Genomic DNA, 25,030 nt, shown 5'->3' on the forward strand with positions numbered 1-25,030 from the left:
ATAGGCCAATCAGTGAGAGGCGCAATGCACTTCACCGCGACGGTCTGCGCCCACGATTCTGGACCGCCGTTCCGTTTATTCGGCAAGCACCGGCCCGAGCACGGTGCACACATGGACAAGGTCCGTACCCTGACCAATGGCCACCTGCGGAAAAGGATCGCGGGGCACGGGCGGAGCGTCCAGGACCACATCCTTCACGGCGCCGAATACAGCCTCGGCAGCGGCGCAGTGAGCTCGGTCATCGTGTGGGTTCAGAGCTGCTTCTGACCCGAACGGCTGGAGTGCCCGCCACCGATGGTGGCGGACCCTCCAGCCCTTTCAGATGTCATGCCCGCGGATTCTGACCTGGTGCCCGATGGCGTTCCCTGCCAGAGCTCAGCTGTCGAGGTCGAATGTTCCGGAGACACCGGTCTCGCAGAACAGGGCGTCGTCGTGGCGCACGGCGACCGGCCACAGGTTCACGCACTTGCGTTCGTCGACGACGACGTGCCCCGCCTCCTTGAGGAAGTACGTGAACCAGGCGAAGGGCCGGTCGCTGCGGTCGAGATCCACGCTGGCCTGGACGACGGCGCGCGGGTCGGACCACGGAGAGACGGCAGCGGACCCGGGCACGGTGTCGCCGTCGTCGTCGGTGGCGGGCCCGAAGGCTCCGATGCGCAGGTCAAGGCCCATGCACGCGGCGCAGTAGCAGTGCGCCCTGGCGTAGGCGCCGCGGTGGCCGGTCACGCTCCAGCGGGGCCAGTGGTTGGTGCGCGGGCCCCAGCCGAGCTTCTTCTGCTCGCGGACGGTGCGGGCGCAGGCCTGGCAGGTTTTCGGGATCCGGCCGTGCGCGGCGATCATCTTCTCGTAGTCGGCCCGGTTGTCGGGCAGGTGGAAGTCGACCATGTCGCTGCCCAGGCCAGTACCCCAGTTGGGCTTGTCCCGGTGCCGCAGCGGCAGCATGTCCGGGGTGCTGGATGCTTCCAGTGCGAGGGGAAGCAGGGCGTGGGTGTCGGCGTCGGCCGGCCAGGCGCCGCCCGGCAGCGCGGCAGAGATGCGGGCGGCTGCGGCTTCCGCGTCCGGGCGGGTGAGGCAGGGGAAGCGGGCTGCGGTGTGCCCGTCGGGTGTGGAGATGTTCCAGCACTGGGTGCCGTAGCCCTCGTATGCGCGGTGTTGGCGGCGGATGTGGGGTGCGGCGTCGAGGGGGCGGGACCAGCCGGTGTGGACGACCAGGCCGCCGGGGGTGAGGTAGCCGGTGCCGGTCTCGGCTTTCACGTCGTCGGGAAACGCCGGCGTGAAGGCGATCGTGCGCGCGAGCGTGAGCTGTGTCATCTGTCGTCCCATCTCAGGCGGGTTGGATGCGGGAGTCGGTCCACGGCGAGGTCGGACACACGCAGCGGTGGGGGTCCCCAGCTGTTGTCGGGGACCCTCACCGTGTTCACCAGAAGCAGACGCGGCCCTCAATGCGGGCGAGCAGTCCGTCGGGGAGCAGGTCCCGGTCGGTGGCGCTGTGCAGCACGATGAAGGCGGGATCCATGTCGACGGCGCCGTTGGGCAGGACCCGGTAGGCGGAGATCTGGGCGTGCCAGGTGCGTCTCGGGGCGATGGCATCCGCCTCGTAGGCGATGCACGCGCTGTACGGCGCGATCGTCGTGCCGGAGCGGTCGCTCACGTGCGGGATGTCCGTGAGGGTCAGGAAGGCGAGGTGGGGAAACTGGCCGGTGGAGGGCCCCTGCGCGGGGTGGACGGTGGTCAGCACGGCGGTCTCCCTTCCGGCGGGGCGGCGTGGCGTGACAGGGGTGTTGAGCGCGGACGGCGTCATGACCGGTCTTCGACCTGCTGCGGAACCATGACGATCCGGCGGCCGTCGGCGGCGATGACGATCAGGGGGTGGCCTTCGTCGGCGGCGTCGAACACGGCTTGGGCGATGTCCTGGTTGCCGGTCAGGGCCTCGGGGCTGGGGTCGATACAGAGGAAGTCGACCGGGCACTCCAGCGCCGCGCGGACGGCGTCGCGGGTTCCGGGCTGGGACGGCGGCCGGAGACCGGCGGCCAGGGCGGCCTGGTCCAGGTCGCTGTCGGTGAGATCGCTCTGCGCGCCCGTGCTCAACACCGAGTGGACGAGGGCGGCTTGGTAGGCGGCGGGCTGAGTGCGTTCGGTGATCCGTGGCATGGGTCCCCCACACAGAGCAAGTGGCTTGCCACTTTTAAAGGTAGCCGGACCTGTTGAAAGTGGCAAGCCACTTATGGGATGGTCTTCGTCATGAGCAGCAGCAGACACCGCGACCCGGGCCTCACCGTCCGTCCGCCCGCCGCCCTCAAAACAGCCGCCCAGGACCAGCTAGGCCAGCGCGGCCGGGAGACCAAAGCGTTCGTCGTGGCCTGCCTCAACGCCCTGGTCGCAGACCCGGACGGCTTCCTGGAACACCTCGCGGAACACTGGCCGGCCGAGTCCCGCCGCGGCCGGCCACCGCGAGAGACCCCAGCTGAGTCCTGCCGAACGACCACGCCCCATGGGGCGTGACGCCCAGGTACTCAGCGACCTCCATCACGCCACCACCGGCTGGCTGCCCGCACGTGCGGCGGGACTCGCCCACGTCGCCCGCTGCCGGAGCGCGTGCAGTTCCCCCACGGACTGTCGGAGCAGGTACTCAGCAGCGCGGCGGCCCGCTGCATCCGCCGCCCTGACGGCTTCCGCTTCAGATCCTTGACCCCGTCGGCACGCCGCGTATGCACTATCGGCCTCCGCCACAGCCTCCCGCGACCTCAGCAGCCGGCGCAGCGCGGCCGTTCGACGGTCATCGCGGATCTGCTGGGCGATCTGCGGAGTGGTGTACGCAATCCACTCCGGCTCGGCGTCCGGACCGCAGGCCTGCTCGCACGCCGCTACCAGCAACTCGCGCGTGTCGCACTCGCACCGCCTGGTGAGTGCGGCGACCGCGGCCGCGTCGGAGAGATCTGCTCGTACGGCGACCGCCAGGTCGACCGACTCCTGCACCAGGTCCTCGGCACGGCGCCGGTAGGAACACCCTGGGCACAGGCCAGCGGAGCCGGGCAGCCCACAGTCCGCGCAGGAGGCCTGCCTGCGGGCTTCCTGCGCATCTTCCTCGAGAGCGCGGCGCCGCGCGACGGCCTGCTGCCGCTGCTCGACCTCGCGTTGTGCCCGTGCCCGGCGCAGCTGTGCCCGCTGCTCATCGAGGGCATATTCCTCCCGCAGCCGCCGGTCGGTCTCGGCCCGGCGCTCTGCGAGTGGGGCGTACGGCATGTCGGCGTCGACCGCGGCCGCGATTCGGGCCCGCAGCGAACGCCGGATGTGGACGACGTTGCCGCAGCTCGGGCAGTCCTCGCCCGTGTCCAGGCGGATGCCGTCGTCGCATCGCCGGTCCGGGCACGCTGGACGCTGGACCAGACCCCGACCCAGCAGCCAGCCCATCGGATCCCGGACCAAGGCCTCGCCTCCGACCTCCCGCAACCGGTCAACGAGGCGGTTGGCCAGCACCTGCGGGGCGGCGGCCGGATCAACGATGCCGGACAGGACCACCAGAGCCTGCTCAACGGCGGGAAGAACCACGGCCCTTTGGCCATCGCGCAGGTGCCGCCACAGGTAGGCCACCGGAGCCAGAGCCACCTGCGATCGAAGAGCGCCGGGGTCCTTTTGCTGGTGCTGTCCGTGACCGTCGCTGACGACCGGCGGGCATACGCGGCTGCTGGAGTGCCCGAAAGCCACTCCCCCACCTGGATCGTCTTGATGGTTTTCCCCGCGGAGCGGGCCGCCTCCCTGAGCACCGGCAGCCGGTGCGGACGACGCAGCAGAAGCGTCCAGTGCCTGGTCCTCGTGCGTGCACGCGCGCTCCGGCCGACCACAGCACCCCGAATCGGCGTAGCCGGAAACCCCAGGACCACCATCAGCTTCAGGAGATTCGTCAGCCACAGGAGGGTGATCAGTGTGAAGGGATGCCGTCTCTGCGAGGTCTGCCCCATCAGGACTGCAGACCTCGCTCTCGCCGTTGACCTGCGGCGTTACCGGCACAAGGGACCTCCTAGCAGGCAATGCCGAACCTGCGAGGTCTCTAACACAGCCATCAGGGCCATCACTTCGTCCACGGAGACCCCCGTTTCTGACACCGTGCGCGGCCGTCACCGCCGGCACCACCAGGCGTGAGGCCTGCCACAGGCCCGACGCGGTCTGCCGCCGCGGCCGCTCCACCAGGCCGGCATCCTCCAGCCGAGCCATGACCCGCTCAGCCCGAGACGACGAGCACCCCAGCAGCCGAGCCAGGGTCACCACCGGCCGCCCGTAGCGCTGCTCGACCCGGCCGCCACACAACCGCACCCGGCCCGTCTCCGCCGTCTCCAGCACCAGCAAGAGCATGGCCAGCCGGTCCGTCGCAGCTCCATGCCCTGTCCGGGCACCCAGCAGCCCGGCCGGGGTCACACGCCCATCCCGATGCGCCCAGCCCGGCGCCATTAGGGCCTCCATCAGCCGCAGCAGCGTTGCCAGCTCTGACTTCTGCAACAGCAACGGGTTCCCGGCCTTGCCTCGGGCTTCCCACAGCGGCAGCACACGGCAGGTCAGGCCGCGGTCTTCGCCGAACTCACCGGTCATCGTCTCGACGTCCACCACGCCGGACCGACGCAGGCCCGGAACGACCGCGTGTCGCACCCTGGACTCTGACAGCCCCAGCCACCGGCCAAGCTCACGAGCCCGGATCTCCACCACGCCGGTCTCGGACGGCGTACGGGCAGCCAGCACCACCACCGCAAGCCGCACCGAGTCCGACACGCCATCGTCGAGACCCGAGGCATCCAGCAGCGTGTGCACGGCAGCCGTCAGACGAGCCCGGGCATCTGTCCCGAGCACCAGAGGGTGCCCGGGACCTCGTTTCACGGTCGGTCCGAGCACATCCGGCACGGCGTGGAGCAAACGACGCCGTACCGGACGGTGGGTAGCAGGCACGGTCGCGGAGCTCACGACGACGCTCCGGTGGACCGCACAGGACGCGCCATTTCAGCCCGCTGGCATGGCGGGATAGCGGCTTGAGGCCGAAACTGTGACCGGGTAGACGGCGCAAAATGCGCCAAACGGGCATGGGTGAGCTGACAAAGAGCAGCCTGATGCTGCAACATGGGTCCTGCTCTCCTGCAGTTGAGGGAGGGCACGAAAAAGGCGCCTTCGGCGCTGGTTCGGGGAGAACCAAAGATTGAAGTGTTCGGCCGGCTGCTAACCGGACGAACAATCCCTTCAGGGGGCCTGCGAAGCCCGCCTGGTGGCAGATGGGACGCCATAGCCGAGGTGACTGCGAATCGCCTAGGTGGCCGGGCGTCCCGACGGCTGTTAGACCCGCTTACCGGGCGCCGCCTATCGCGATTACGACATACAGCCCCCTCGTGGGGCAGTCGTGTACCCGTACGCGGATCGGTGCGGGAAGTCCGAGAGGGCACCAGGCCGGAGCGACGCACTGGTCGCTGCTACAGCTGGTGCCGTGTTGTGTGTCGTGCGGAGGGTACGGGTACCCTGCTGCATGTCGATCACCTTGGTCGTGGAAGGGGTGGTCGGCTGGCCGCAGAGCCTCCGCCAAGAGGTTCCGGCCCGCCCCCTTGACTTGCCTAAGGTCTTGGGGGCTTTTCATTTTTGGATCAAGCTCGGAGACACGATACTCCCCAGTCCTGATCCCCGTAGTGGCTGGGGAAGACGTGTCGTCAAAAGCTGTATGGTCCCGCCGCGCGGTGCCTCGAAGGCTCCGTCGTCAGTACGCTCGAAGGCCGGGCTGCCGTTTGCACACCTCGTCAGCTGTTGCTGGGGGAGCGCCAGTTCAGTCTGGTCTTCCAGGCGGCGAAGCAAGGTGGGCAGGGGCGCCTCATGCGTGTCAGTCACTTCGGTGCGGCTGCGCTTCCATGCCTGGTGAACATCTCCGGTGAGGCGGCATTGCTGGTCTCCTTCGCGAAGTGCCGTGAGCTTCCTTCACCAGGAGCCCCGCAGCGGGGGAGCCAGAACCACCGAGTGGCCTCGGTGGCCCTGAGATCTCAAACTGCGGCCCAAGCTACCAACCTTTCGCGAAATGCGGCAAGGTCGCGAGCGAGTGTGAGCAAGCCTCAGAAGTCATAACGCAGTTCATAGAGGTGGCTGGCCTTCGCCATCTCAGTCACCTCGATCACGCGATCCTCGCGGCTGTGTACAACTCGCAGCGTGCGGAGGATCGGAAGGTCGCTCGGCAGCCTGAGTGTTTCGTACTGCTCCTGGGTTGCGATGCATGCCGAGACCCGGTCCACGGTTCGGACGGGCGGGTAGCCCGCTTCAGCAAGCAGGGCGGGGGTGCCCCCACGGATCCGCCTCTTCTGTGCGATTGGCGTATTTCGTGCAAGTTCCAACGGGTAGTAGGACTTCACCAACTCACACGGCTCGTCGTTGAGGAGCAGGATCTGCTTGCGCAGCACAGCCGTTTCGTCCGCGGTGATGCCGAGCGCCTCCCGAACATCGGCAGGAGGAATGACTTCTGCAACTTCAAGGAGTTGGGATTTCCCTGTCTGACCCCTGTTCTCCGCCTCCGTGATCCACCGGTACTGGTCACCCGGGGCGGCCGGCGGCGAGTACTGAGATGGAGTCATGGTCTGCAGCCGCTGGCGCCGAACTTTCACGGAGCTCCCCGGACGGCCGACGATCAGTCCTTCGTTCTTCAGCAGCCCCAGAGCTTTTTGGACAGTCGCATTCGAGGCTTCGAAACGTGTCTTCAGCTGTTCCGTTGACGGGATGGCCGTGTCGGCTGCGTAGTCGCCGGATCTGATCTGCGCGCGTAGGTCGGCTGCGATCCGCTCGTGGAGGGGGCGTGGGTCGATGCTCTCGCTATCGATGGCGGGGCTCATCCCTGCTTCTTCAAGGTGTAGGAGAGGTGGCGCCCTCGCGAGGGCATGGTGATCGCGTCTACTTGCACAGGCTTGCCGTCTGAGGCGACGTGGACGCGGAGCAAGAGCAGCACCGGCTCATCTGCGCCAAGGTGCAGGAGCCGGCGTTCGTCAGCAGTGGGCATCCGTGCGCTGATGTCTTCGTGGATGTCGGTCACGGCGTACCCGAGTTCTGCAAGTAGCGTCACAGCCCCGCCCTTGATCTTCTGAGGAGAGGCGAGCGGCGTGTCGGATGCGACCGATGTCGGGTAGTAGGTATCGGTGAGTTCTACCGGTTCGCCATCGAGAGTGATGATCCGCTTTCGCGCTACAGCGGCCTCTTCCGTGTCGACGCCAAGCGCCCTTGCCACCAGTGGCGGTGCCTGCATGGTGCCTGCGAAGATCAGCTCTTGGCCCCCCTTGCGGCCGTGACCTGCGGCTTCTTCGGACCAGGCATCACGCTGGCCTGGAGCGCGTGGCGCAAGGTATGGCGCTGAGGCACTGATCCACTTGTCACTCACCAGCTCGACCTCCCCGCTCGTTGCGATCGCCGAACCTTATCGCTATTCACGATAGGTGCCCTGGTGGGGTGGCTGCATCTTGATGCGAAACCTTGCCGCCTTTCGCGAAAGGTAGTACGTTCGTCGCGTCACTCGGCCCAGAGGAGCGAGATTCATGGAACAGCCTGCGGCTTCGAGGCCCGACCTCTCCGTACAACAGGTAGCCCGTCGCCTGGGGAAGCACCCGGCGACCGTCTACCGGTACATCAAGCGGGGAGAGCTGGGGGCCGTTCGAGACGAGCGACCTTGCACCTGCGGTGCAGGTGTACGAGGCGGGGCGATCCGCATCCCGGCCGAAGCGCTCGAGAACTTCAATTCCGCAGCTGCAACTGGCTGAGCCAGTCCGCCGATTTTTGACGGACCTCTAGCAGAAGCAGCGTTGCTACACCGCGAAACAGCGGGAGTCACCGCCTCTCGGGGCGGCGGCAGTGGGGTCGAGCCGAGCTCCCCCGGCCGGAGGCGCCTGTATCGAATAGCTGTACCTGATTCACCTCGAACAGCGCAGCTGCGCTGTCTGTCCGCCAGGCCGGCCGAACGGCCAGCCTGGCGTGGCAGAGAAGGCAGCACCCGCGCTTGCCGCCCGCTCGCGTCAGGAGGATCGATGCCCCGCATTCGACCCGGCCGTACCCGGTCCAAGAACACCAACCGCCGACCGCCGCTGCTGCTCAGCACCATGGCCCCCGAGGACTTCAATGTCCGCCCGGGCGAGGTGCGGTCGATCGTCTGCCCCGACTGCCTCACCTGGCGTCGGATCATGGGCGATACGGTCCTCAAGATCCGCGAGCACTGCATCTCGGCGAAAGTGGCGGAGGGCGAGAAACACATCCAGTGCGACGGTACCGATCAGGTCGTGGAAATCGACATCGACGTCCGGCGCTGGCAGGCCCGGCAGGACCGCTTACTGCGGGACGCGATGCCGCAGGAAAACCGTCGCGCCGCGCAGCAGTTCTACAAGCCGCTCCCGGCTCCGGCCACTCCGGTCTCCCGGATCACGACGGAGGTCACGCTGGACTCGGTGCGCCAGTCCTACCTGGCCCACCGCAAGGGTTGCACCCTGTGCGCCGGCAGCCAGCACTGCACAGACGGAGGCGTCCTTGCCCGCCGGTACGTCCTCGCTCTTCAGGTCGAGCCCACTCGGCGCCTGGCCCGGGACCTGATCGAAGAGGAGGAGCGGCGTACCGCGAAGAAGCTGGCGGCACAGTGGCCGGCCGGGCGTCGGCAGCAGTGGGCCAAGCACGGCGGTGAGGCGGTTGAGAGGGCGAACAACCGGTGCTCGGAGCGCACGCCGGGATCGGTCTCCGAGTTCCGCGGTCCGCAACTTCCGCTGAGGCCGCAGAACGTGGCAGCGCACGAACGACGGCAGGCCGAACTCGGCGAGCAGTACGCGCTGAAGAAGTCAGCACCCGGCGCCTGACCCGTACCCCGAGACGAACGACCACGGCCCCGGCCATCCCTTCAGCCGGGGCGGCCGGGGCCGTGGCTGCTCGTACAGCGGTCAGTGAGGAGGAACGCGCAATGAAGAGCGACGACGACGTCTCCTTCGAGGAGATGTGCGACGGGTACGAGACCGCGGACCAGAGGGAGTACGAGGAGTTCATGGCCGCGACCGAACCGACGACACCAGACGGCAGCTAGCTTGCGCTGCCCACCGGCGACCGCGCCCGCTGCCAGCCAGCGGGGCCCGGCCGCCGGTGGAGTGCGCAGGACGCACTGCCCCGCCGCGGCGGGGCCCCATCTACGGCAAACCCCCGGGGGTGTCCACCCCGGGGGTTCTTTGCCGCTGGTCACCCTCCAGACAGGACGACCCGCATGACCATTCTGAACGACACCCCCATGGCAGTCACCCGCCCGCCGTTACCGAACCGGCCGATCCCCCACGAGAAGACCCCCGACCGGCCAACGCCCGCCAGCCCCCGCCCGCACCCACAGAACGCACGGCACGACGGCCTCGACGTCCTGATCGGAGCCGCCGCATGATCCCGACCGCGATCCCCCGGCCTCGCTCCGAGGACGAGATCGGCCCGCGCCAGCCCGGGGCGCTCTACCAGACCGACACGGGCGCGTACGAGGTCCTCGTGCTGATCACAGACCCGGGCGAAGCGGCGCAGCTGCTGCGCCGCAAGGACGCACAGTGGGCGCTCATCGTCCGTGACGTGCTGCGGGCCGACAGCGAGCCGCACGCGACCGGCGCCGCGTGGACCAGCGATGACCGCCTGGTCCGCCCCGGCCGCGCGCCCGCGGCCTTCGTGCCTGCCGCCTGACGATCCGCCACGGTCCCTCTTCCGTCCGACCCGCTCGCTGGTGCGACGGGAGACGGGCCGCGGCTGTTCGTACGAACAGTCGCCTGAACAGCACGACAGCCCCGGAGCGTCTCAATTCACCGGGGCTGTCCAGGACCTGCTTGGAGGACCTGATGCACCACAGCATGGCACGCGCTACCGGGCAGCCGCAGGCTGGGATCGTCGACGACATCGAGCGCGAGGACGACTTGAAGGGCTATGAGCCGGAGGACGTCGCCGTCGTCGGCGTGGCCCAGGTGCTGGCCGGTTGGGAGCTGGCGGCATGACTGACGCCGAACGCGAGGCGCTCTCGCAGAAGAACGCGGAGAAGAACAAGCGGTCGGAGAACCACCAGAAATGACTCGGCCGACCGACGACCTGTTCGTCCGCTACATGAAGGCGTTCGAGGACTCCACCGAGCACACCGCCGACTGCCCGGCCTGCCAGGGCCCGACGCCATGCGCGTACGGGGCACCGATCCGCGAACGGTTCACCCGCCTGCAGGACGCTTACACCGAATGACAGCGGCAGCGCTGAACCCCCGGCTTTGCCCGTCGTCCCCGCGCCTTCCCGGCCTAGGCCGGCGGAGACCGGGAGCTCCCCCGCTCAGGCCGTCCGGCCGCCGACATCAAACAGCCCCGGGGTGGCCGCCCCGGGGCTGTCTCTTGAACTGGACCTTCTGGGAGGCCCTGATGAATCGCAACTCCAGCGTACCGACGTGGGGCTACGGCTCCGTCTCCACCGCCGCGGGCCCCGCACGACCCAAGCCCGCCTGCGTCGGCGAGGACCCCGAGCTGTTCTTCCCCGTCGGCAACACCGGTCCGGCGCTGTACCAGATCGAGGAAGCCAAGGCCGTCTGCCGCCGCTGCCCGCTGCAGGAGAGCTGCCTCCAGGGCGCGCTGGACCGCGGTGAGGCCACCGGCGTGTGGGGCGGGCTGAGCGAGGACGAGCGTCGCTCGATGAAGCGCCGCGCGGCTCGCAACCGTGCACGTCAGGCCAGCGCCTGACACTCCCCCTCCACCCCAGTCCCGCCCTGCCCCGACCTGATTTGAGGAGACCGACGTGGCCCTCCCCGCCTGGCTTCGAAACCAGCTCGACGCTGCCCAGGCCGAAACGGAGAACGACGGCACGACGTGGTCCGCGTTCGTCACCACCGATGACGGCCTCGCTCCGATCGTTGGTGCTCATGACCGAGACCACGCCCAGCAATGGCTGGACGAGGCCGGGCGTACCGGCCTCGTCGCGCAGAGCCGCCGAAAGAACTGAGGACAAGCCGCATGCTTGCCCGCCGCCCCGGCGGCACGCCACACAGCAACTCACGCCCGCAACCCTGCCCAGCCCGTCGTCACCGGCCCGGCCCCGGCCAGTCCGGTGACGAAGGAGAACGCAGGGACCGCACGCGGACTCCGCTGCCGCGCTGACTGATCCGTTCTGTCGGCTGCCTGACCCGCCCGGCCCAGCCTCGCACCTCGCGTGCAAGAGCCGGGCCGGACGGCGTCCAGGGGAGCCGCGCAGCCGCGCAACTCACCCCACTACAACGCCCGGAGGCACCATGCACACGCTCCCGTTACGGACCCCGCTGGACGACACCCGCCTCAACCGCCGCCTGCCCGCATCCCTGTGTCGGCACACCCCGGCCTGCCCGGCCGCGAGCAGCACGGACGCGGAAGCAGCTCGCGTCGTGACCAGCCACCCCGGACAGGGCTGGAGCCTGCTCTGCAACGGCCTGGTCGCCTTCGAGGACACCGGCGACCTGCTGCCCGACGGCGCGGTCGTCGCTCCGCGCCGGGGCTTCACGGTCGTGGCCTGACGGCTGCCTGATCCGCCCGCACCGACCGCCTCTTCGGCGTCTGGGTCGGGCGGTGACTGGGAGCCGGACAGCCCGGACCGATAGTCGACAAGAGCCACTTGATCACGGCGAGCTCAGGGTCCAGCCCGAGACAGGGCTTCGCTTCGCTGTCTTGGCGGTTTCGGCAGCACGCCCCAACCGCGGATCGACCGAGGCCGGTTCTTCGGCATCCCCCACACCGACCTTCGCTCGCGTAGCGCGGATCCGAGAGCTGATTTCGCGCGTACCCGGCGGGAGCCGCACCCAGTTTCGCGCCCGCCCCAGGGCGCTTCGCAAAAACGGTCGCCCGTCTATCGAGTAACCGTCCCAGCCGCGCGCCCACCGCGGGTGTGCCGGGGCCGGTTTCGCGATCAACAGACCACATCTACCGCTGCTTCGGGTACGCACCCCCGCGTTTCGGGAGCAGCGCCCGCCGTTTCGTGCACGCCCCGAATGATCCCTTCCGGAGGTCCCGATGACGATGACTGACTGGCCGCGAACCGCGGTCGGACCCGCTCCCGAGACGCCCGCGCCGGCCGCCGTTTCGGAAACACCTCAGCCGGTTTCGACGACAACCGATGCCGTTTCGGGCAGGACAGACGTCGTTTCGGAGACGACAAACGGAACCGGAACGAAAGCCTCTCCGGCGAAGCTGACCGGCACCCAGAAGTGGACCACCGGCGGGATCGTTCTGGCCGCGCTCGCCCTCGCGGGCATCGGCCTCTACCTGTCCTTCGAGCACGTCGCGGACTTCGCCTTCAAGGAGCTGCGGTTCGGCACGCTGGGCAAGGGCCAGCTGTTCGCGGTCGGTGTCGACGTCGGCATCATGGTGATGATCGCTGTCGACCTGCTGATGGCCTGGCTGCAGCGCCCCATCGGCTGGATCCGCTACCCGGTGTGGCTACTGACCGGCGCGACTGTCGTCCTCAACGCCGCGTCCGGCGCCCCGGAAGGGGCGTGGAAGCTCCTCGACTACGTCGCCGCCGGCGCTCACGGCGTGGTGCCGGTCCTGTTCATCACGGTCGTCGAACTCGGGCGTACCGCCATCGACCGCGTCGTCCGGCCCGAGCAGGAGGAACGGGACTCCATCCCGTGGCTGCGGTGGATCCTCGCCCCGATCGCGACGGCCCGGATCTTCCGCCGGATGCGGCTGTGGGGCGTCACCTCCTACCCGGAGATGATCCGCCGCGACCAGCAGCTCATCGCGTACGAGCAGTGGCTCAAGCGCAAGTACAAGGGGGACATCGACGCGGCCAGCGAGGACGAACTGCTGCCGATGCGGATGGCCCCCTACGGCTACACCGTCGATCAGGCCCTGGCCATGCCCGACGAGCAGGAGCAGGCAGCCCAGGAGCGCGCGGAAGACGCTGAGCAGCGGCGCCTGGACGCGGAGACACGCAGCGAGGTCGCCAAGGCGGCGTCGCAAGCCGAACGGCTGCGCGCCAAGGGCCAGGTACAGATCGCCCAGGCCGAGGTCGACGGCCAGACCGGTCAGGCCCGCGCTCACGCCCAAGCCCAGGTCAGCGCCGCAGAGCGGGCTGCTGAGCTGGAGCGGGAGGCACTCGACAACGCCGTGGTGGCCGAGGCCCGCAGCCGCGCTGCGGAGGCGGAGCGCAGGGAGGCCGACGAGCGTGAGGCCAAGGCCGCCGCGGACCTGCGCGCGGCGGAACTGGAACGCCAGGCGGCCGAGAAGCGGTGGGAAGCGGCGCTGGCCGACCAGGTTGCTGCAGCGGAGGCAGAGGCGATCGAGACCCAGGCCGTTGCCGAAGCCCGCAAGGCCACGGCCGAAGCGGAGCGGGCCGCTGCCGAAACCGCACGGGACGCTGCCGAAACGCGGCGCGCCGCTGCCGAAGCGAACCGGCGAGCAGCGGAGGAAGCCGAGCGAGCGGCGACCGCCGACGCCAACGCGCAGGAGGCCCGGAAGCGCGAGGCCGAAAGCGAGTTCGCCGCCGCCGAAGCGCGGCTGGCTGCCGCCGAAACCGAGCGACGTGCGGTCGAAATCGAGGATGAGGCGAAGGCCACCCCGCGCGAGCGGGCGGTCCGTAAGGTCGCGCGCATGGCGCTCGCGGCCGGCCTCGTGCCCGAAGGCCTCGCATACGAGGACATCCACCACGAACTGCGCGACCGGATCTCCATCGCCGACGTCCAGCGCGAACTCGCGGTGTCCTCCACGGACACCGCGTCCAAGTACCGCCAGGAAGCCAGCGTGCTCATGGCGCACGGCTACCGCGGCTGAACAGCCGTCCGGCACACACCAGTGAGGGCCAGCCCGCGCGATTCGGGCTGGCCCTCGCTGCGACTGCCGGGAGCAGTCACAGAACCCCTAGTACAGCAGGAGGAATCCCCACCGTGAACAGCAACGACCCGAACCAGAATCCCTCTCCCCTCAGTGAGGTCGCGCGGAACCCGGATGCAACTGCCCGGTACCTGGCCAACGTTCAGCGGGTCCTGCTGGACATCGGCGAGAACTTGGAAACCCTCGCCCGCGAAACGCGCCTCCACCTGCGCGGCACGCACGTGGAAGGAGATCGCCGCTATCACGCCGCACTCCGTGCCAGGCCGGTCGAAAAGGCGCTGAGGGACGTACTCGCCGACCTCAACCACCTGGCGGCGGGCCTGGAAAAGAGCGCCTACAAGCGCCGCGCTCACGATGAGGCCGTCGTGAATACGGTCAGGGACCGAAAGGAGAGGAAACTGGAGAAGATGCGTCGGAAGAATCCTGAGCTGCAGGCGACGCCCGGAACCACCTCTGACCAGGGAGAACGAACCCGGAACGTGGGATACAGTAGCCCTGCGAGCATTTACGACCTGTCGCGTAACCGGGATTCCGCGTGACGCGGCCCCTCAACAGCATCGAGCGCTCCATTCAGGGGCGGAACGAATGGCTGAGAGAAGAAGAGCGCAGGTCGGTCGAATCGCGCGGCGAACTCGGCCGCATGGAGTTCTGGCTCCGCATCACTCGATCCCAGATCTTGAAGGACGTCAAGGCCGGTCGAAGCGATGCCATTCCCGGATTCACTCAGGTGTGCCGCCTGTTCGGACTGGCCATCGGCAAACGGGCCGGCGGCGACGACCGGCTGTGGAACCACCTGATGCAGTACGCGGAACAGGTTCTGCAGCAGCACGACCCACGTCACTGAACGTCACACACGAAGGCCCCGTCGGACGTCGGCGGGGCCTCGCGCGCGTAAAGCGTGCACACGTGCACGTGCACGCGCGTGCACACAAGACCTCACGCTCTGTCAAGCCCCTGGAAGGAGGTGCACCGTGTCCGACGTAGACGATCCGACCGGCATCCTGGTCCGCGGACCGTGGCGCGATGAGCCGTCGTACGCGCCGCCACCCATCCCTGATTTCGCGGACACTATTCCGGCAGCAGATGATTCCTCGGAAACTCAGCCGGACCTGTCTGGAAATGCTGCGCTGAATCTTTCCCCGATTCCGTCCGCGCCGGATCCGGCGTCAGTGCTGCGATCCGACGGAATTGCAGAACCAGAAGCGGAAGACGGTGAGGATCAATACGGGGACGGCGAGTATGTTCAGCCTCGTTCTCTCGCCGATCGACTCGGTGACTGGCTGGAATTCCGTCTGGAAAGAGCCCGAGACCGTCACGAAGGGGAAGCTCTTTTTCGTGAGGCGGAAATAGCGCGGAAAACGGAGCTCCTGAAGGGGCGTACGGCGCAGGAAGTCGCGATGTTGGAGCAGAACGGAAAGCTCCACGCCGCGATGATGAAAGCGAAGGGTGACAAGGCGGAGGCGCGTGGCAAAGGCGGCGTCGACCGGACGAAGTCACCGGGTTCGGGTCTGGGATCAGGCAAGGGCCTTTCGAAGTCCGGGGGTTCCGGCGGGTCTTCCTCGCGCGGCAAATCCAATCTCGGTGGCTCCAGCGGGCGTTCCGGTCCCGGCTCGAGCAAGGGGGCCGGCGGAGGAGGCAAGGGCGTCGGAAAGGGCCCTGAGCGTTCGCCTGGCGGCCGCACGAACGGGGGCGGGGGAAAAGGGTCGCCCGGAGGTTCGAAAGGCCTCCAGAAGGGCCCTGGTGGCGGGAGCGGGAAGGGTGACCGCGGCCACGCTCAGCCGGGCCCGGCGTCCAGCGGCCGGGCCGAACGAGCCCGCGGCCGCCAGGAGCGGGCCGGCACCCGACTTGCTGCGCGGCAGGCAAGGCGCACCGCAGACCATGCGGCCGCCCTCGCTGACCGGACCCAGGACCGTGACCAGACCCGTGCGCAGCGGCAGAAGGACTGGAAGGACCGTCGGGCAGAGCGGAAGAAGCGCGATGCTGCGCGGAGGGCGAAACGGGAACCCGCGGCTTCGGCAGGCTCTGAGCGCACGACCCTGGGCGCGGCCGTCACGCAGGAGGCCCAACGCCGCTGGGACAAACGCCGAGACAAGGCGAAGAGCGGCCGGGAGAAGGTGAACCTGACCAAGGAGAAGGAGAAGCCGAAAGGAAGGACTGGGGGCGCCGGCGGAAGCGGCGAGAAAGCCGCCGAGGGGGGCAGGGGCGCCGGTTCCAGCACCGGTAAGGACCGGGCCGGCAAGCCAGGCGCCTCCAAGCCTGCTGGCGCACAGCCGGGCTGGAAGCGCCGTCGTTCTCAACGCGGGAAGCCGAGCGGCACCGGCCGAGCACGTCAGGGGGGCCGCGCTCGCCGTGACGGACGCAGCAGAACCCACAACGGGCCCTGGCCGGACGACCCGTTCGCGCCGGAAGGCTCTGTCCCCGATGTGGAGTGGCCCGATCGGCCCACCCGGTCGCCGCGCAGCCCTGGCGGTGGCGAGGAGGACATCGAGGACGCGGTCATCGTCCCGGACGACCCTGCCGCGGTGACGACTGGCGTCCGGGGTCTGCCGCCCGCACCCGAACCGCACACCGAGCGGCCAGGTACCAGCCGACCCACCAGCACGGAAGGGAACAGCGTGAGCAGCGCATCGGTCCGCAGGGCGTCCGGCACGGGCGGCCTGGCTGCCCAGCACCGCACGGACATCACGTTCGACGAATACCTGATGACGATGGCGAACATCGCCATCCAGGCCGCTTCCGACCGGGAGCGGGCCGAATCCCTCGCTAAGGCCCTCGACCAAGTCGCCGATGCCCTGCGGGAGATGGCCGCCGACCTGGTCGGCGACCACAACATCGAATCCTCCGTCACCGACCTGGTCGTCGACCTGGCCGACGCGGCGGACCGGATGAAGAAGCAGGCCGAACGGTGCGCGATCGAGTGCGAGCTCGCCATGGAGGCCGCCAAACTGGCGGCCTCCATGGTCGCCCGCGTCTACGGCCAGGACATGGCCGCGAAGGAAGAGGCTGGACTCAGGACCGCGTCGGCCGCCGCCCACCACGACTAGGAAACAAGAAGGGAGACAACCCTGATGAGCAGTGATGTCGCACCCCAGACCACCAGCGCGGTGCCCGTCCCGGCCGACGCCGACAACCGCTTCAAGGCCGTCCAGGCCAAGCTCGACGCGTTCGCTCGCGCACTCGACGACGCCGGCAGCGACCTGGAGAGCCTGGTCCGCAGCGTCAGGAGCAACGCGGGCCGTGCCGAGGACACCGCCCGTGACGTCGCCAACGCCGAACTCGACCCGAAGTTCGTGGAGCTGAGCAGCAGCGTCGGAGTCGCCCTGGGCGGTGCCGCCGTGCAGGTCCGCAGGCTCCGCAACACCGCACAGGAGACCGCCGACCTCACCCACGAGACCCGGCGCAAGCACTCCAAGCTCTACGGGGCGCTGGACGACATCCGCTCCAACCGCCGTGAGAGGACGCCCCGGCCGGGCTTCTTCAACCGCTGACCTATCCCCCACCCATACCCGCCACGGGCGGCCCCGCAGTCTCGCGCGGGGCCGCCCGTGCCCTTTCCTGAAGGAGACAGCCATGGCCGCGCCGCGCAGTGTCGCGCTCGAACGCCTCGCCTACACTCTCGCCGCGCCCGTGCTGGCCGTGGCCCCCAACGCCTACTCCGACAGCCCCGTCAACCAGGTCGTGCAGCTGGCTGGCGCCGCCGGCCTCGGCGGCTGGTTCCTCGCCTGGAAGGGCGAAGAGTCCGGCGCCGGGCGCAAGATCCTGCGCTGGAGCCCGGCGGTCCTGGCCGCTGCCGTGGACGTCGCCGCCCGGCATACCCCTGGCTGGGGCCCGTGGTGGCTGGACGGACTGCTGGCAGCCGGATGGGCGGCGGCTGGTCTTCTCGTACTGCCGTTCTCGCGGCACACCCGCCGCCACCACAGGCCGGCCCTCGCCACTCTCCCGGCCGACCTGCGCCCCACGGCCGGGCCGGAACCGGCGCCCGCAACCGTGCGCGCCAGCACCGACCGGCTGACTCACGACGCGAACGTGCTGTGGGAGATCGCAGGCATGCCCGCCCGCACTCACATCGTCAAGGCCACCCGCCACCCGGGCATGCCGAACGACCTGACGATCCTGGTGCGCGCCACCGAAGCCGGACGGCCGATCACCGGACTCACCGAGGCCGTGGTCGCCGCAGCGTTCGGCGTCCACGAGAGCGACGTCGAGCTCTCCGACATCGCGATCCAGCCCGGCCGGCAAGGCGGCCCGGGCTGGCTGGAAGCCCACATCACCCCCGACGCGAACGAACGTCGCCGGAGCCAGCCCACCGACCAGGAACGCTGGACGGACCGCATCGGTAGTCCCAAAGGCGGAGCCCCCGGTTCCGTCCTCGTCCACCGGACCCGCGACGATGCACGCGGCGTCACCTTTTACCGGGCGAAGATGGCCGACTCCACCGACACTCCGCGCATCGACCTGGCCAAGGTCTGCCGCGGACTCGGTGTGCCCGAGGACGACTCCTGTGTGTTCGTCCTCGTCGACGGCAGCGAGTTCCTGATCAGCGCGTTCGACGAGCCGCCGCTGTCCGCGATCTTCCCTGCCACCCGCGAGCTGCTCACCCCGGACGCCAAGGGCATGTACGTGTGCGGGTTCACCATCACCGGCCAGCCGGTGAAGACGATGGTGTACCAGCACGACAAGAACGCGGCGGCCCACGGCCTCACCCTTGGGGTCAGCCGGTCGGGCAAGACGCAGTTCTTCGCGATCCACATGGCTGCCCAGTCTCTGGACGGGGAGGTCGTGTGGCTGTCCACGGTCCGCAAGGACGAGAAGACCACCGTGCTCGGTCGGTATATCGACCGGCAGGGTTCGAACGCGCTGTGGATGGCCCGCTCGCTGCGGGCGGCTAACGCGCTGTGCGAGATCAGGGCGGAGATGCCCTGGTCGCACGACGGTCAGCCGCATGACTACAAGCCGGGCGATCCGCGCTGCCCGTACCGGCAGCTGAACGTCTACGGCGACGAGTTCATGACCGCGGCGCAGGACGCGGACTTCGGCGAGTTCATCCAGAAGGACGGTGACGCCCTTACCGTCACCGGCCTCAAGTACGGCATCGGCTTCAACCCGGCCGGCCAGAGCCCGTTCGCGCACAACGGCTTCTCCACGGAGATGAAGGACAACCTGCGGCAGAACTCGAGGCCGGTCATTTTCAACATGGGTTCGCCCGGCGCCACCCGCAAGGCGGCGGAGGGCACCATGGAGAACGCCCACGACGTCCCGACCATCCCGGCCCGCTACTCCCGCACCGAAGGTTCTGCGATCGAGCGGGCCATCCGCGGCGAGGCCGACCCGGAGAACGGCGTGTCCACCGGCGGAGTCGCGGTCATCGTCCTCGACAACGGCCGCGCCGTCCTCATGCGGTCGCTGTACGCGGACTTCGACACCGACCTGGCCGACCTGTTCCCCGAAGAGGTCAACCGGCTCACCGACCATGAGATCAGCGAGCTGGAGAAGCGCGGCCTGTGGTTCGACTGGAACGAGCCCGTGCGGCCCGGCGAGTTCTGGCCCGAGCCCGAAGAAGACGACGACGCTGACAGCGACGAACCGTCCCGCCGGTACGGCGGCAGAGGCGAGACCTCGTCGAGCGGGCACCAGGCCGAACCCGTCACGTCAGCTCGCCAAGCCCTTGCCGCCATCAAGAGCCTCGAAAAGGCCTAACCCCTCTACTCCACGGGGCCGGCCCGTGCGAACAACGCTCGCCCAACCCCGGCCCGACCCACCTGACATCCGCGAGCTGGACAAGCGCGGCCTGCGGGGCGACTGGAACCGGGACCCCGACCCCGGCGAGTTCTGGCCGGAGCCTGAAGAGCCCGAAGATGACGACGAAACCGGCGGCGGCCGCTCCCGCCCGCATGGCGGCGGAGCCAACTCCGGCGACCACCGTGGCGAGCAGGTCACCTCAGCCCGCCAGGCGCTCGACGCCATCAAAAGCCTCAACAACGTCTGACCGGCCCCGGCCGGGGCCGTCCACAGGCGTCTAGCTGACCCCCGTTCACCTCCACTGATTCCCGCCCTGCCCCCGCGCGCTCCCTGCCAATCGGACGGGAGCGCGCATGCCCTTTCCGATTGGAGAACCCCATGGACGTAAACCGCTACACCCAGCCCCGCACCGAGTCCGAAGCCGCAATCGAAGCGAAGCGGATCATCGCCGAAGCCTGCCGTCCGGAACCGCAGTTCCCCACCTCCCACCGCGACGACACCGAACGGCCCGCGGTCGGCGACGCTCCGCCCGTCCGGCAGGACGACCGCCGGATCGTGCCCGCATGGGCCTCGGGCATCGCCGTCGCGTCCATCGGCGTCGGCGCTGGATGCACCGGCCTCGGCTGCGCCGCGTGGCTGCTGTTCAACGGACTGTCCCAGGTCAGCGTCCCCGGCCTGGAGCGCTTCGCGGCCGTCATCATGGCGCCGTTCGCCGGCCTGGCCCTGGTGATCACGGCCGCAGGCGTCGCCATCCACCACGCCATGGCGTCGACGACCACGCACAACACGACCAACGTCTACGAAGGGCCGGTCACCCATAACGAGAACCACGAGAAGAAGGAGACGCGCGGCTTCATGGTCTGGGTCCGCAAGCAGGTCAACTGAGGACCCGCGGTCGTGCCTCGTATCCGATCCCTCACCGACAGGTCAGGCATCGGATACGGAACAGAACCTCCGGCACTCGCCACACCTGCTTGCCCGACCTGGGACCCGCAGCAACTATCCGCGGGCGCGGACCGGCAGCATCCGACCCTGCCTGGCACCCACCCGGCGGCTTTCCCCTCCCCCGCCCCGCCGCAGCGGGACCCACCGCTGCCACCTGCACGTATCCCCACCTGCGACGCACGCGACGTGGCTTCACCCGCATGCCCGCCCGCCCAACCTCCACTGACGAGGAGCTGCCCCATGCAGACTCACGACCGCCCCAGCACCGGCCACCCCCAGACTGCTGCCGACAACCTCCCTGTCCACGTCCCACGCCCGGTCACGAACAGGCCCCGGACCGCCAAGATCCGTGCGCGGTGGAACAGCGCCTGGCGCACCGGCGGAATCCTGCACCAACTCTGGGACGACATCCGCTGCGCGCGCATCGACGGCTGGCACGGCATGGCGGACTGGCTCAAGACACTGATCGCACTGACCGGCCTGTCGATCGTCGTCCTCTCGACCAGGTTCGCCGGCCTCATCGTCATGGACGTCCTGCACCGCCTGCTGACCCTCGCACCGAAGATCCAGATCGGCACCGACACCACGTCCGGCGTGTGGGCCGTCGCCGCCCACCCCGTACGCACCTACATCGCGCAGCACTCAGCGGGCCTCGCCATCAGCGGATCCACCGTCTACACCCTGTGGCTGCTCACCGGGATCACCGGCCTGGTCGGCGGGTGGCTGTCACAGAGGAACGCCCTGCGGCTGCTCTGGGCGGCGCATGGAACGGTCACCGCGTACATGGTGTGGGAAGCCAGCCCGCCCGCCTGCAAGACCATCGCCACCGCCCTCGCGATCCTGACCTGGTCGCTGCTGAGCCTGTTCGCGCTCCGCGGTGTGCACCTCCGCCGCTGGCACACCCGCGCAAACCGACCCGCCCGCGTATCGGTCGTGCTCATCCAGACCACTACACCGCCAACCGACAACCACACGGCCCGGTGGCCCGGCGGTCCCCATGACTTCGACGGCCCGCACTGACGACCGGCCACTCTGCCTGGCCCTCGCCCGCACTGCACCAGCGGGCGAGGACTGGACAGGCCGACCGGCCGCCTTGATCCGGCCAACCGTCACGGAGCCCCGAATGAAGAAGACCCCCGTCAAGAAGCCCACTGCGAAAAGGGCGGCTGCGAAACGGACCACCGCGAAGAAGACAACTCCCGCGAAAGGGAAGCAGGCCAAAGCGCGTGCCGCGACGAGGACTCCCGCCAAGAGGGTCTCCACAACGTCGGCGTCCAGCCCCGCCCGGACCGCGTACCGGCTTGCTCGCAACACGAGAAAGGGCGCCCAGAAGCTCGATCCGGCACATCGCAAAGACGGCCTGGCGTTGCTCCTGCTCGCCAGCGCCCTGATCGTCGCCGCGGGCACCTGGACTCACCTGCAGGGCCCGGTCGGCAATCTCGTTGAGAACCTGGTGACCGGATCGGTCGGCCGACTCGGCCTGCTCGTACCGGTGTTGCTCGCCGCAACCGCCATGCGTTTCATCCGGCGCAAGCGGAAGAGCGAACGCAGCGGCCGCGTCGTCATCGGACTCTCCGCCCTGGTCATCGGCGCCCTTGGGCTGCTCCACATCGCCTGCGGCTCACCGACCAGCGAGAGCGTGCAGGCTCTTCGGGACGCCGGCGGCCTGACTGGCTGGTGCATCGCGACCGCGCTGACGTACTCCATGGGAACCGTGCTAGCCGCAGTGCTGCTGGTACTGCTCAGCACCTTCGGGCTCCTGGTCGTCACCGCCACCCCGGTGAACGCCATCCCGCAGCGGCTGCGCACGCTGGGCACATCCCGTGGCACCGTCCGGAAACAAGCGGCCGTGCAGCCTCTCGAGGACAACGAGGGACACACACAGAGCCTGAGCGTGGCGTCGCCGGCGCGCGCCACGTACCCTCCTGCGCCCATCGGGGAGGCCGACACCGTCGGGGTCGAGCAAGTCGAGCAAGAGGCCCTCCAGCGGCGCGGGAAACCCAAGCCCGCGGCAGCCGCCGCGCCCACCGGCGCCCAGACGCACAGGAACTTGCCGGCTCCCAGGGCTGTACCCCAGGCCACGAAGGCGCCGTTGACCGATATGGAAAGCGATCGTCGGGTGCCCGCGGAGCAGCACCGGATGCCCAACGACAGCACCTACTCCCTGCCGGCACTCGACCTGCTCACACACGAGGGCCCCGGCAAGGCGCGCAGCGCCGCCAACGACGCTGCGGCAGCCTCCCTCCAGAACGTGTTCACGCAGTTCAAGGTCGACGCCGCCGTCACCGGCTTCACCCGCGGTCCGACGGTCACCCGCTACGAGGTCGAGCTCGGCCCGGCCGTGAAGGTCGAACGGATCACCGCGCTCACCAAGAACATCGCGTACGCCGTCGCCAGCCCCGACGTGCGGATCATCAGCCCCATCCCCGGCAAGTCGGCGGTCGGCATCGAGATCCCGAACACCGACCGCGAGATGGTCAACCTCGGTGACGTGCTGCGCCTCGCGGACGCGGCCGAGGACGACCACCCGCTGCTGGTCGCGCTCGGCAAGGACGTCGAGGGCGGCTACGTGATGGCCAACCTCGCCGAAATGCCGCACCTCCTGATCGCCGGGGCCACTGGTTCCGGTAAGTCCTCCTGCATCAACTGCCTGATCACGTCCGTGATGGTCCGCGCGACCCCCGAGGACGTCCGGTTGGTCCTCGTGGACCCCAAGCGGGTCGAGCTGAGCGCGTACGAGGGCATCCCGCACCTGATCACGCCGATCATCACCAACCCGAAGCGGGCCGCCGAGGCGCTGCAGTGGGTCGTGCGGGAGATGGACCTGCGTTACGACGACCTCGCGGCGTTCGGCTTCCGGCACATCGACGACTTCAACCAGGCCATCCGCGACGGCAAGCTGAAGACACCCGAGGGCAGTGAGCGGGAGCTGAAGACCTACCCGTACCTGCTGGTGATCGTCGACGAGCTGGCCGACCTGATGATGGTCGCGCCGCGGGACGTCGAGGACGCGATCGTGCGCATCACGCAGCTCGCCCGCGCGGCCGGCATCCATCTGGTGCTCGCCACGCAGCGGCCGTCGGTCGACGTCGTCACCGGTCTGATCAAGGCGAACGTGCCGTCCCGCCTCGCTTTCGCCACGTCTTCACTCACCGACTCGCGCGTGATCCTCGACCAGCCGGGCGCCGAGAAGCTGATCGGCAAGGGCGACGGCCTCTTCCTGCCCATGGGGGCGAACACGCCCGCCCGGATGCAGGGCGCCTTCGTCACCGAGAACGAGATCGCGGCCGTCGTCCAGCACTGCAAGGACAAGATGGCACCCGGCTTCCGGGACGACGTCGGCATCGACACCCAGCAGAAGAAGGAGACCGACGAGGACATCGGCGACGACCTCGACCTGCTGTGCGCCGCGGCCGAACTGGTCGTCACCTCGCAGTTCGGGTCCACCTCGATGCTCCAGCGCAAGCTCCGGGTCGGCTTCGCCAAGGCGGGACGGCTGATGGACCTCATGGAGTCACGCGGCATCGTCGGTCCCAGCGCCGGTTCCAAGGCACGCGACGTCCTCGTGAAGCCGGCCGAACTGGACGAGGTGCTGGCGCTGCTCCGTCTCGAACCCGGTCCTTGAACCCAGTCCCTCGGCTGCTCGTGGCGTTCGATCACCGAGCAAGCCTCTCCCAGCCGACAACACCGCCCTGCGTCCCGCCGCTTCACCGTGCGCGGGACGCAGGGCTTTCTGCCCAGTGATGCCTGGAGGAACAGCCTGTGCTCAGTCCCCGCCCGCGCCGCCGGATCGGCCGGCCCCGCCCCCTTCGACCCGGCTGCCGCTACCCGCAGCGTCCCGTCCCGCTGCCCGGAACCTGGAGGGCGTGATGGACGGCCGCGACGACGAAGTCCCCGTCGACGTCGACCCCCACGACGACGGCACTTTCCCTTCGTTCGGCAACAACCAAGCCCCCGGCGCCGTGGCCGTGCGCGCAGCTGTACACGGGAAGCGGGACGCCCCGACGGCCGGGCTGGCCACGCGTCGCCAGTTACGGGCGCTGGGCTTGAGCCCCGGCGGCCAGGAACCCGTCGCCCGACTCATCTGCCGAGGCGGGAACCGGTGGGCATGGCTGTTCCGCATCGACCTGGCGGTGCCCAAACGGACCCCCACCCTCGCCCAGGAGATGGCTCTCGACAGGGCCATGGCAGCACGACAGACCTGCCCGAAGTGCCGGAATCGGTACTACGTGTGCCTCCCGCTACGCACCCAGGGCCACTGCGACCCCTGCGAAATGGGCATCGCGCCCAGCCCCGACACCGTCATGGTCCCGGCCCCGCTCGGACACCGGCTCGCCGCGTAACCGACCCGGCCGCCAATAACCGGCATCCGCTCGGCAGCCCGTTCCCGGAGATGGAGGCCTGCGGGTGCTGGGCGGGCCGGCGCGAACTGCGCCCCCGGTTCCTGCCCCGACCCGCCCTCCTGGACGTCGATCCACCGTTCTGACGGCTCCCCGTGCTGCCCCGACCCGCCGTGTGCCGGCCGG

28 protein-coding genes and 1 pseudogene are annotated in these 25,030 nt (G+C 69.1%); 22 read left to right on the forward strand and 7 right to left on the reverse strand.

Features of this window, described 5'->3' with window-relative positions:
- Positions 1–24 precede the first annotated feature (24 nt).
- Positions 25–267, forward strand: a complete 243-nt coding sequence (locus OHB41_RS49575) for a hypothetical protein (protein ID WP_266708957.1) — start codon at positions 25–27, stop codon at positions 265–267.
- 108 nt (positions 268–375) lie between these two features.
- Here OHB41_RS49575 and OHB41_RS49580 read toward each other — a convergent pair whose 3' ends face one another.
- The 3 genes from OHB41_RS49580 to OHB41_RS49590 form a co-directional block, all read right to left on the reverse strand.
- Positions 376–1,311 carry a hypothetical protein gene (locus OHB41_RS49580; RefSeq protein WP_266708959.1) on the reverse strand — a complete coding sequence of 312 codons (936 nt, stop codon included), beginning with the start codon at positions 1,309–1,311 and terminating at the stop codon, positions 376–378.
- Between the two features lie 106 nt (positions 1,312–1,417).
- Positions 1,418–1,738, reverse strand: a complete 321-nt coding sequence (locus tag OHB41_RS49585) for a hypothetical protein (RefSeq protein ID WP_266708961.1) — start codon at positions 1,736–1,738, stop codon at positions 1,418–1,420.
- A gap of 59 nt (positions 1,739–1,797) precedes the next feature.
- Entirely contained in the window at positions 1,798–2,151 is a 354-nt protein-coding gene (locus OHB41_RS49590) for a hypothetical protein (protein ID WP_266708963.1), read from the reverse strand.
- Between the two features lie 90 nt (positions 2,152–2,241).
- Between OHB41_RS49590 and OHB41_RS49595 the strand changes: the two genes are divergently transcribed.
- The gene (locus tag OHB41_RS49595; protein ID WP_266708965.1) at positions 2,242–2,502 is read left to right on the forward strand and encodes a hypothetical protein; all 261 of its coding nucleotides are present in this window, start codon (positions 2,242–2,244) and stop codon (positions 2,500–2,502) included.
- A gap of 24 nt (positions 2,503–2,526) precedes the next feature.
- Here OHB41_RS49595 and OHB41_RS49600 read toward each other — a convergent pair whose 3' ends face one another.
- The 3 genes from OHB41_RS49600 to OHB41_RS49610 form a co-directional block, all read right to left on the reverse strand.
- Positions 2,527–4,800, reverse strand: coding sequence for a hypothetical protein (locus OHB41_RS49600; RefSeq protein WP_266708967.1), 2,274 nt, complete (start codon positions 4,798–4,800; stop codon positions 2,527–2,529).
- Positions 4,801–6,071: 1,271 nt separating this feature from the next.
- Positions 6,072–6,839: a GntR family transcriptional regulator gene (locus OHB41_RS49605; protein ID WP_266708969.1), complete on the reverse strand. Its 768-nt coding sequence runs from the start codon at positions 6,837–6,839 to the stop codon at positions 6,072–6,074.
- Positions 6,836–7,378: a GntR family transcriptional regulator gene (locus OHB41_RS49610; protein ID WP_266708971.1), complete on the reverse strand. Its 543-nt coding sequence runs from the start codon at positions 7,376–7,378 to the stop codon at positions 6,836–6,838. Before OHB41_RS49610 ends, OHB41_RS49605 begins: the two co-directional genes overlap by 4 nt.
- Before the next feature lie 151 nt (positions 7,379–7,529).
- Here OHB41_RS49610 and OHB41_RS52490 point away from each other — a divergent pair.
- From OHB41_RS52490 to OHB41_RS49665, 12 genes and pseudogenes are all read left to right on the forward strand, one after another.
- A pseudogene (locus OHB41_RS52490) lies at positions 7,530–7,754 on the forward strand (helix-turn-helix domain-containing protein); the annotation flags it as partial.
- A gap of 264 nt (positions 7,755–8,018) precedes the next feature.
- The gene (locus tag OHB41_RS49615) at positions 8,019–8,831 is read left to right on the forward strand and encodes a hypothetical protein (protein ID WP_266708973.1); all 813 of its coding nucleotides are present in this window, start codon (positions 8,019–8,021) and stop codon (positions 8,829–8,831) included.
- 395 nt (positions 8,832–9,226) lie between these two features.
- On the forward strand, positions 9,227–9,394 hold the full coding sequence (locus OHB41_RS49620) for a hypothetical protein (RefSeq protein ID WP_266708975.1): 168 nt from the start codon (positions 9,227–9,229) through the stop codon (positions 9,392–9,394).
- A complete protein-coding gene (locus OHB41_RS49625) occupies positions 9,391–9,678 on the forward strand; it encodes a hypothetical protein (RefSeq protein ID WP_266708977.1) in 288 nt (95 codons plus the stop codon). The genes OHB41_RS49620 and OHB41_RS49625 overlap by 4 nt, the downstream gene beginning before the upstream one ends.
- Before the next feature lie 152 nt (positions 9,679–9,830).
- Positions 9,831–9,983, forward strand: coding sequence for a hypothetical protein (locus OHB41_RS49630; RefSeq protein ID WP_266708979.1), 153 nt, complete (start codon positions 9,831–9,833; stop codon positions 9,981–9,983).
- A gap of 70 nt (positions 9,984–10,053) precedes the next feature.
- Entirely contained in the window at positions 10,054–10,218 is a 165-nt protein-coding gene (locus tag OHB41_RS49635) for a hypothetical protein (RefSeq protein WP_266708981.1), read from the forward strand.
- A gap of 170 nt (positions 10,219–10,388) precedes the next feature.
- Complete coding sequence (locus OHB41_RS49640; protein WP_266708983.1) at positions 10,389–10,703, forward strand: WhiB family transcriptional regulator; 315 nt, start codon at positions 10,389–10,391, stop codon at positions 10,701–10,703.
- Positions 10,704–10,758: 55 nt separating this feature from the next.
- Positions 10,759–10,962: a hypothetical protein gene (locus OHB41_RS49645; RefSeq protein ID WP_266708985.1), complete on the forward strand. Its 204-nt coding sequence runs from the start codon at positions 10,759–10,761 to the stop codon at positions 10,960–10,962.
- Positions 10,963–11,314: 352 nt separating this feature from the next.
- Positions 11,315–11,506 carry a DUF5999 family protein gene (locus OHB41_RS49650; protein WP_323138641.1) on the forward strand — a complete coding sequence of 64 codons (192 nt, stop codon included), beginning with the start codon at positions 11,315–11,317 and terminating at the stop codon, positions 11,504–11,506.
- Between the two features lie 493 nt (positions 11,507–11,999).
- Complete coding sequence (locus tag OHB41_RS49655; RefSeq protein WP_266708989.1) at positions 12,000–13,760, forward strand: DUF2637 domain-containing protein; 1,761 nt, start codon at positions 12,000–12,002, stop codon at positions 13,758–13,760.
- Between the two features lie 113 nt (positions 13,761–13,873).
- Positions 13,874–14,359 (forward strand): hypothetical protein, encoded by a 486-nt coding sequence (locus OHB41_RS49660; RefSeq protein ID WP_266708991.1) that lies wholly within the window; start codon positions 13,874–13,876, stop codon positions 14,357–14,359.
- Positions 14,356–14,664 (forward strand): hypothetical protein, encoded by a 309-nt coding sequence (locus OHB41_RS49665; RefSeq protein ID WP_266708993.1) that lies wholly within the window; start codon positions 14,356–14,358, stop codon positions 14,662–14,664. Before OHB41_RS49660 ends, OHB41_RS49665 begins: the two co-directional genes overlap by 4 nt.
- Before the next feature lie 322 nt (positions 14,665–14,986).
- Here the strand turns inward: OHB41_RS49665 and OHB41_RS49670 are convergent, their stop codons facing one another.
- Complete coding sequence (locus OHB41_RS49670; RefSeq protein WP_266708995.1) at positions 14,987–15,244, reverse strand: hypothetical protein; 258 nt, start codon at positions 15,242–15,244, stop codon at positions 14,987–14,989.
- A 1,191-nt stretch (positions 15,245–16,435) separates the two neighbouring features.
- On the opposite strand from OHB41_RS49670, the gene OHB41_RS49675 reads away from it, so the two are divergent.
- The 8 genes from OHB41_RS49675 to OHB41_RS49710 all read left to right on the forward strand — a co-directional run bounded on the left by OHB41_RS49675 (position 16,436) and on the right by OHB41_RS49710 (position 24,847).
- Positions 16,436–16,864: a hypothetical protein gene (locus OHB41_RS49675; RefSeq protein WP_266708997.1), complete on the forward strand. Its 429-nt coding sequence runs from the start codon at positions 16,436–16,438 to the stop codon at positions 16,862–16,864.
- Positions 16,865–16,888: 24 nt separating this feature from the next.
- The gene (locus OHB41_RS49680; protein WP_266708999.1) at positions 16,889–17,308 is read left to right on the forward strand and encodes a conjugal transfer protein TraB; all 420 of its coding nucleotides are present in this window, start codon (positions 16,889–16,891) and stop codon (positions 17,306–17,308) included.
- 82 nt (positions 17,309–17,390) lie between these two features.
- Complete coding sequence (locus tag OHB41_RS49685; RefSeq protein ID WP_266709001.1) at positions 17,391–19,517, forward strand: chromosome segregation protein ParM; 2,127 nt, start codon at positions 17,391–17,393, stop codon at positions 19,515–19,517.
- A 25-nt stretch (positions 19,518–19,542) separates the two neighbouring features.
- Positions 19,543–19,806, forward strand: a complete 264-nt coding sequence (locus tag OHB41_RS49690) for a hypothetical protein (RefSeq protein WP_266709003.1) — start codon at positions 19,543–19,545, stop codon at positions 19,804–19,806.
- Between the two features lie 131 nt (positions 19,807–19,937).
- Positions 19,938–20,444, forward strand: a complete 507-nt coding sequence (locus OHB41_RS49695; RefSeq protein WP_266709005.1) for a hypothetical protein — start codon at positions 19,938–19,940, stop codon at positions 20,442–20,444.
- A gap of 300 nt (positions 20,445–20,744) precedes the next feature.
- Entirely contained in the window at positions 20,745–21,524 is a 780-nt protein-coding gene (locus OHB41_RS49700; protein ID WP_266709007.1) for a hypothetical protein, read from the forward strand.
- Positions 21,525–21,627: 103 nt separating this feature from the next.
- Positions 21,628–24,129: a DNA translocase FtsK gene (locus tag OHB41_RS49705; protein ID WP_266709009.1), complete on the forward strand. Its 2,502-nt coding sequence runs from the start codon at positions 21,628–21,630 to the stop codon at positions 24,127–24,129.
- A gap of 244 nt (positions 24,130–24,373) precedes the next feature.
- Entirely contained in the window at positions 24,374–24,847 is a 474-nt protein-coding gene (locus OHB41_RS49710) for an RRQRL motif-containing zinc-binding protein (protein ID WP_266709011.1), read from the forward strand.
- Positions 24,848–25,030 lie beyond the last annotated feature (183 nt).

This window comes from Streptomyces sp. NBC_01571 (assembly GCF_026339875.1).
Taxonomy (GTDB): domain Bacteria; phylum Actinomycetota; class Actinomycetes; order Streptomycetales; family Streptomycetaceae; genus Streptomyces.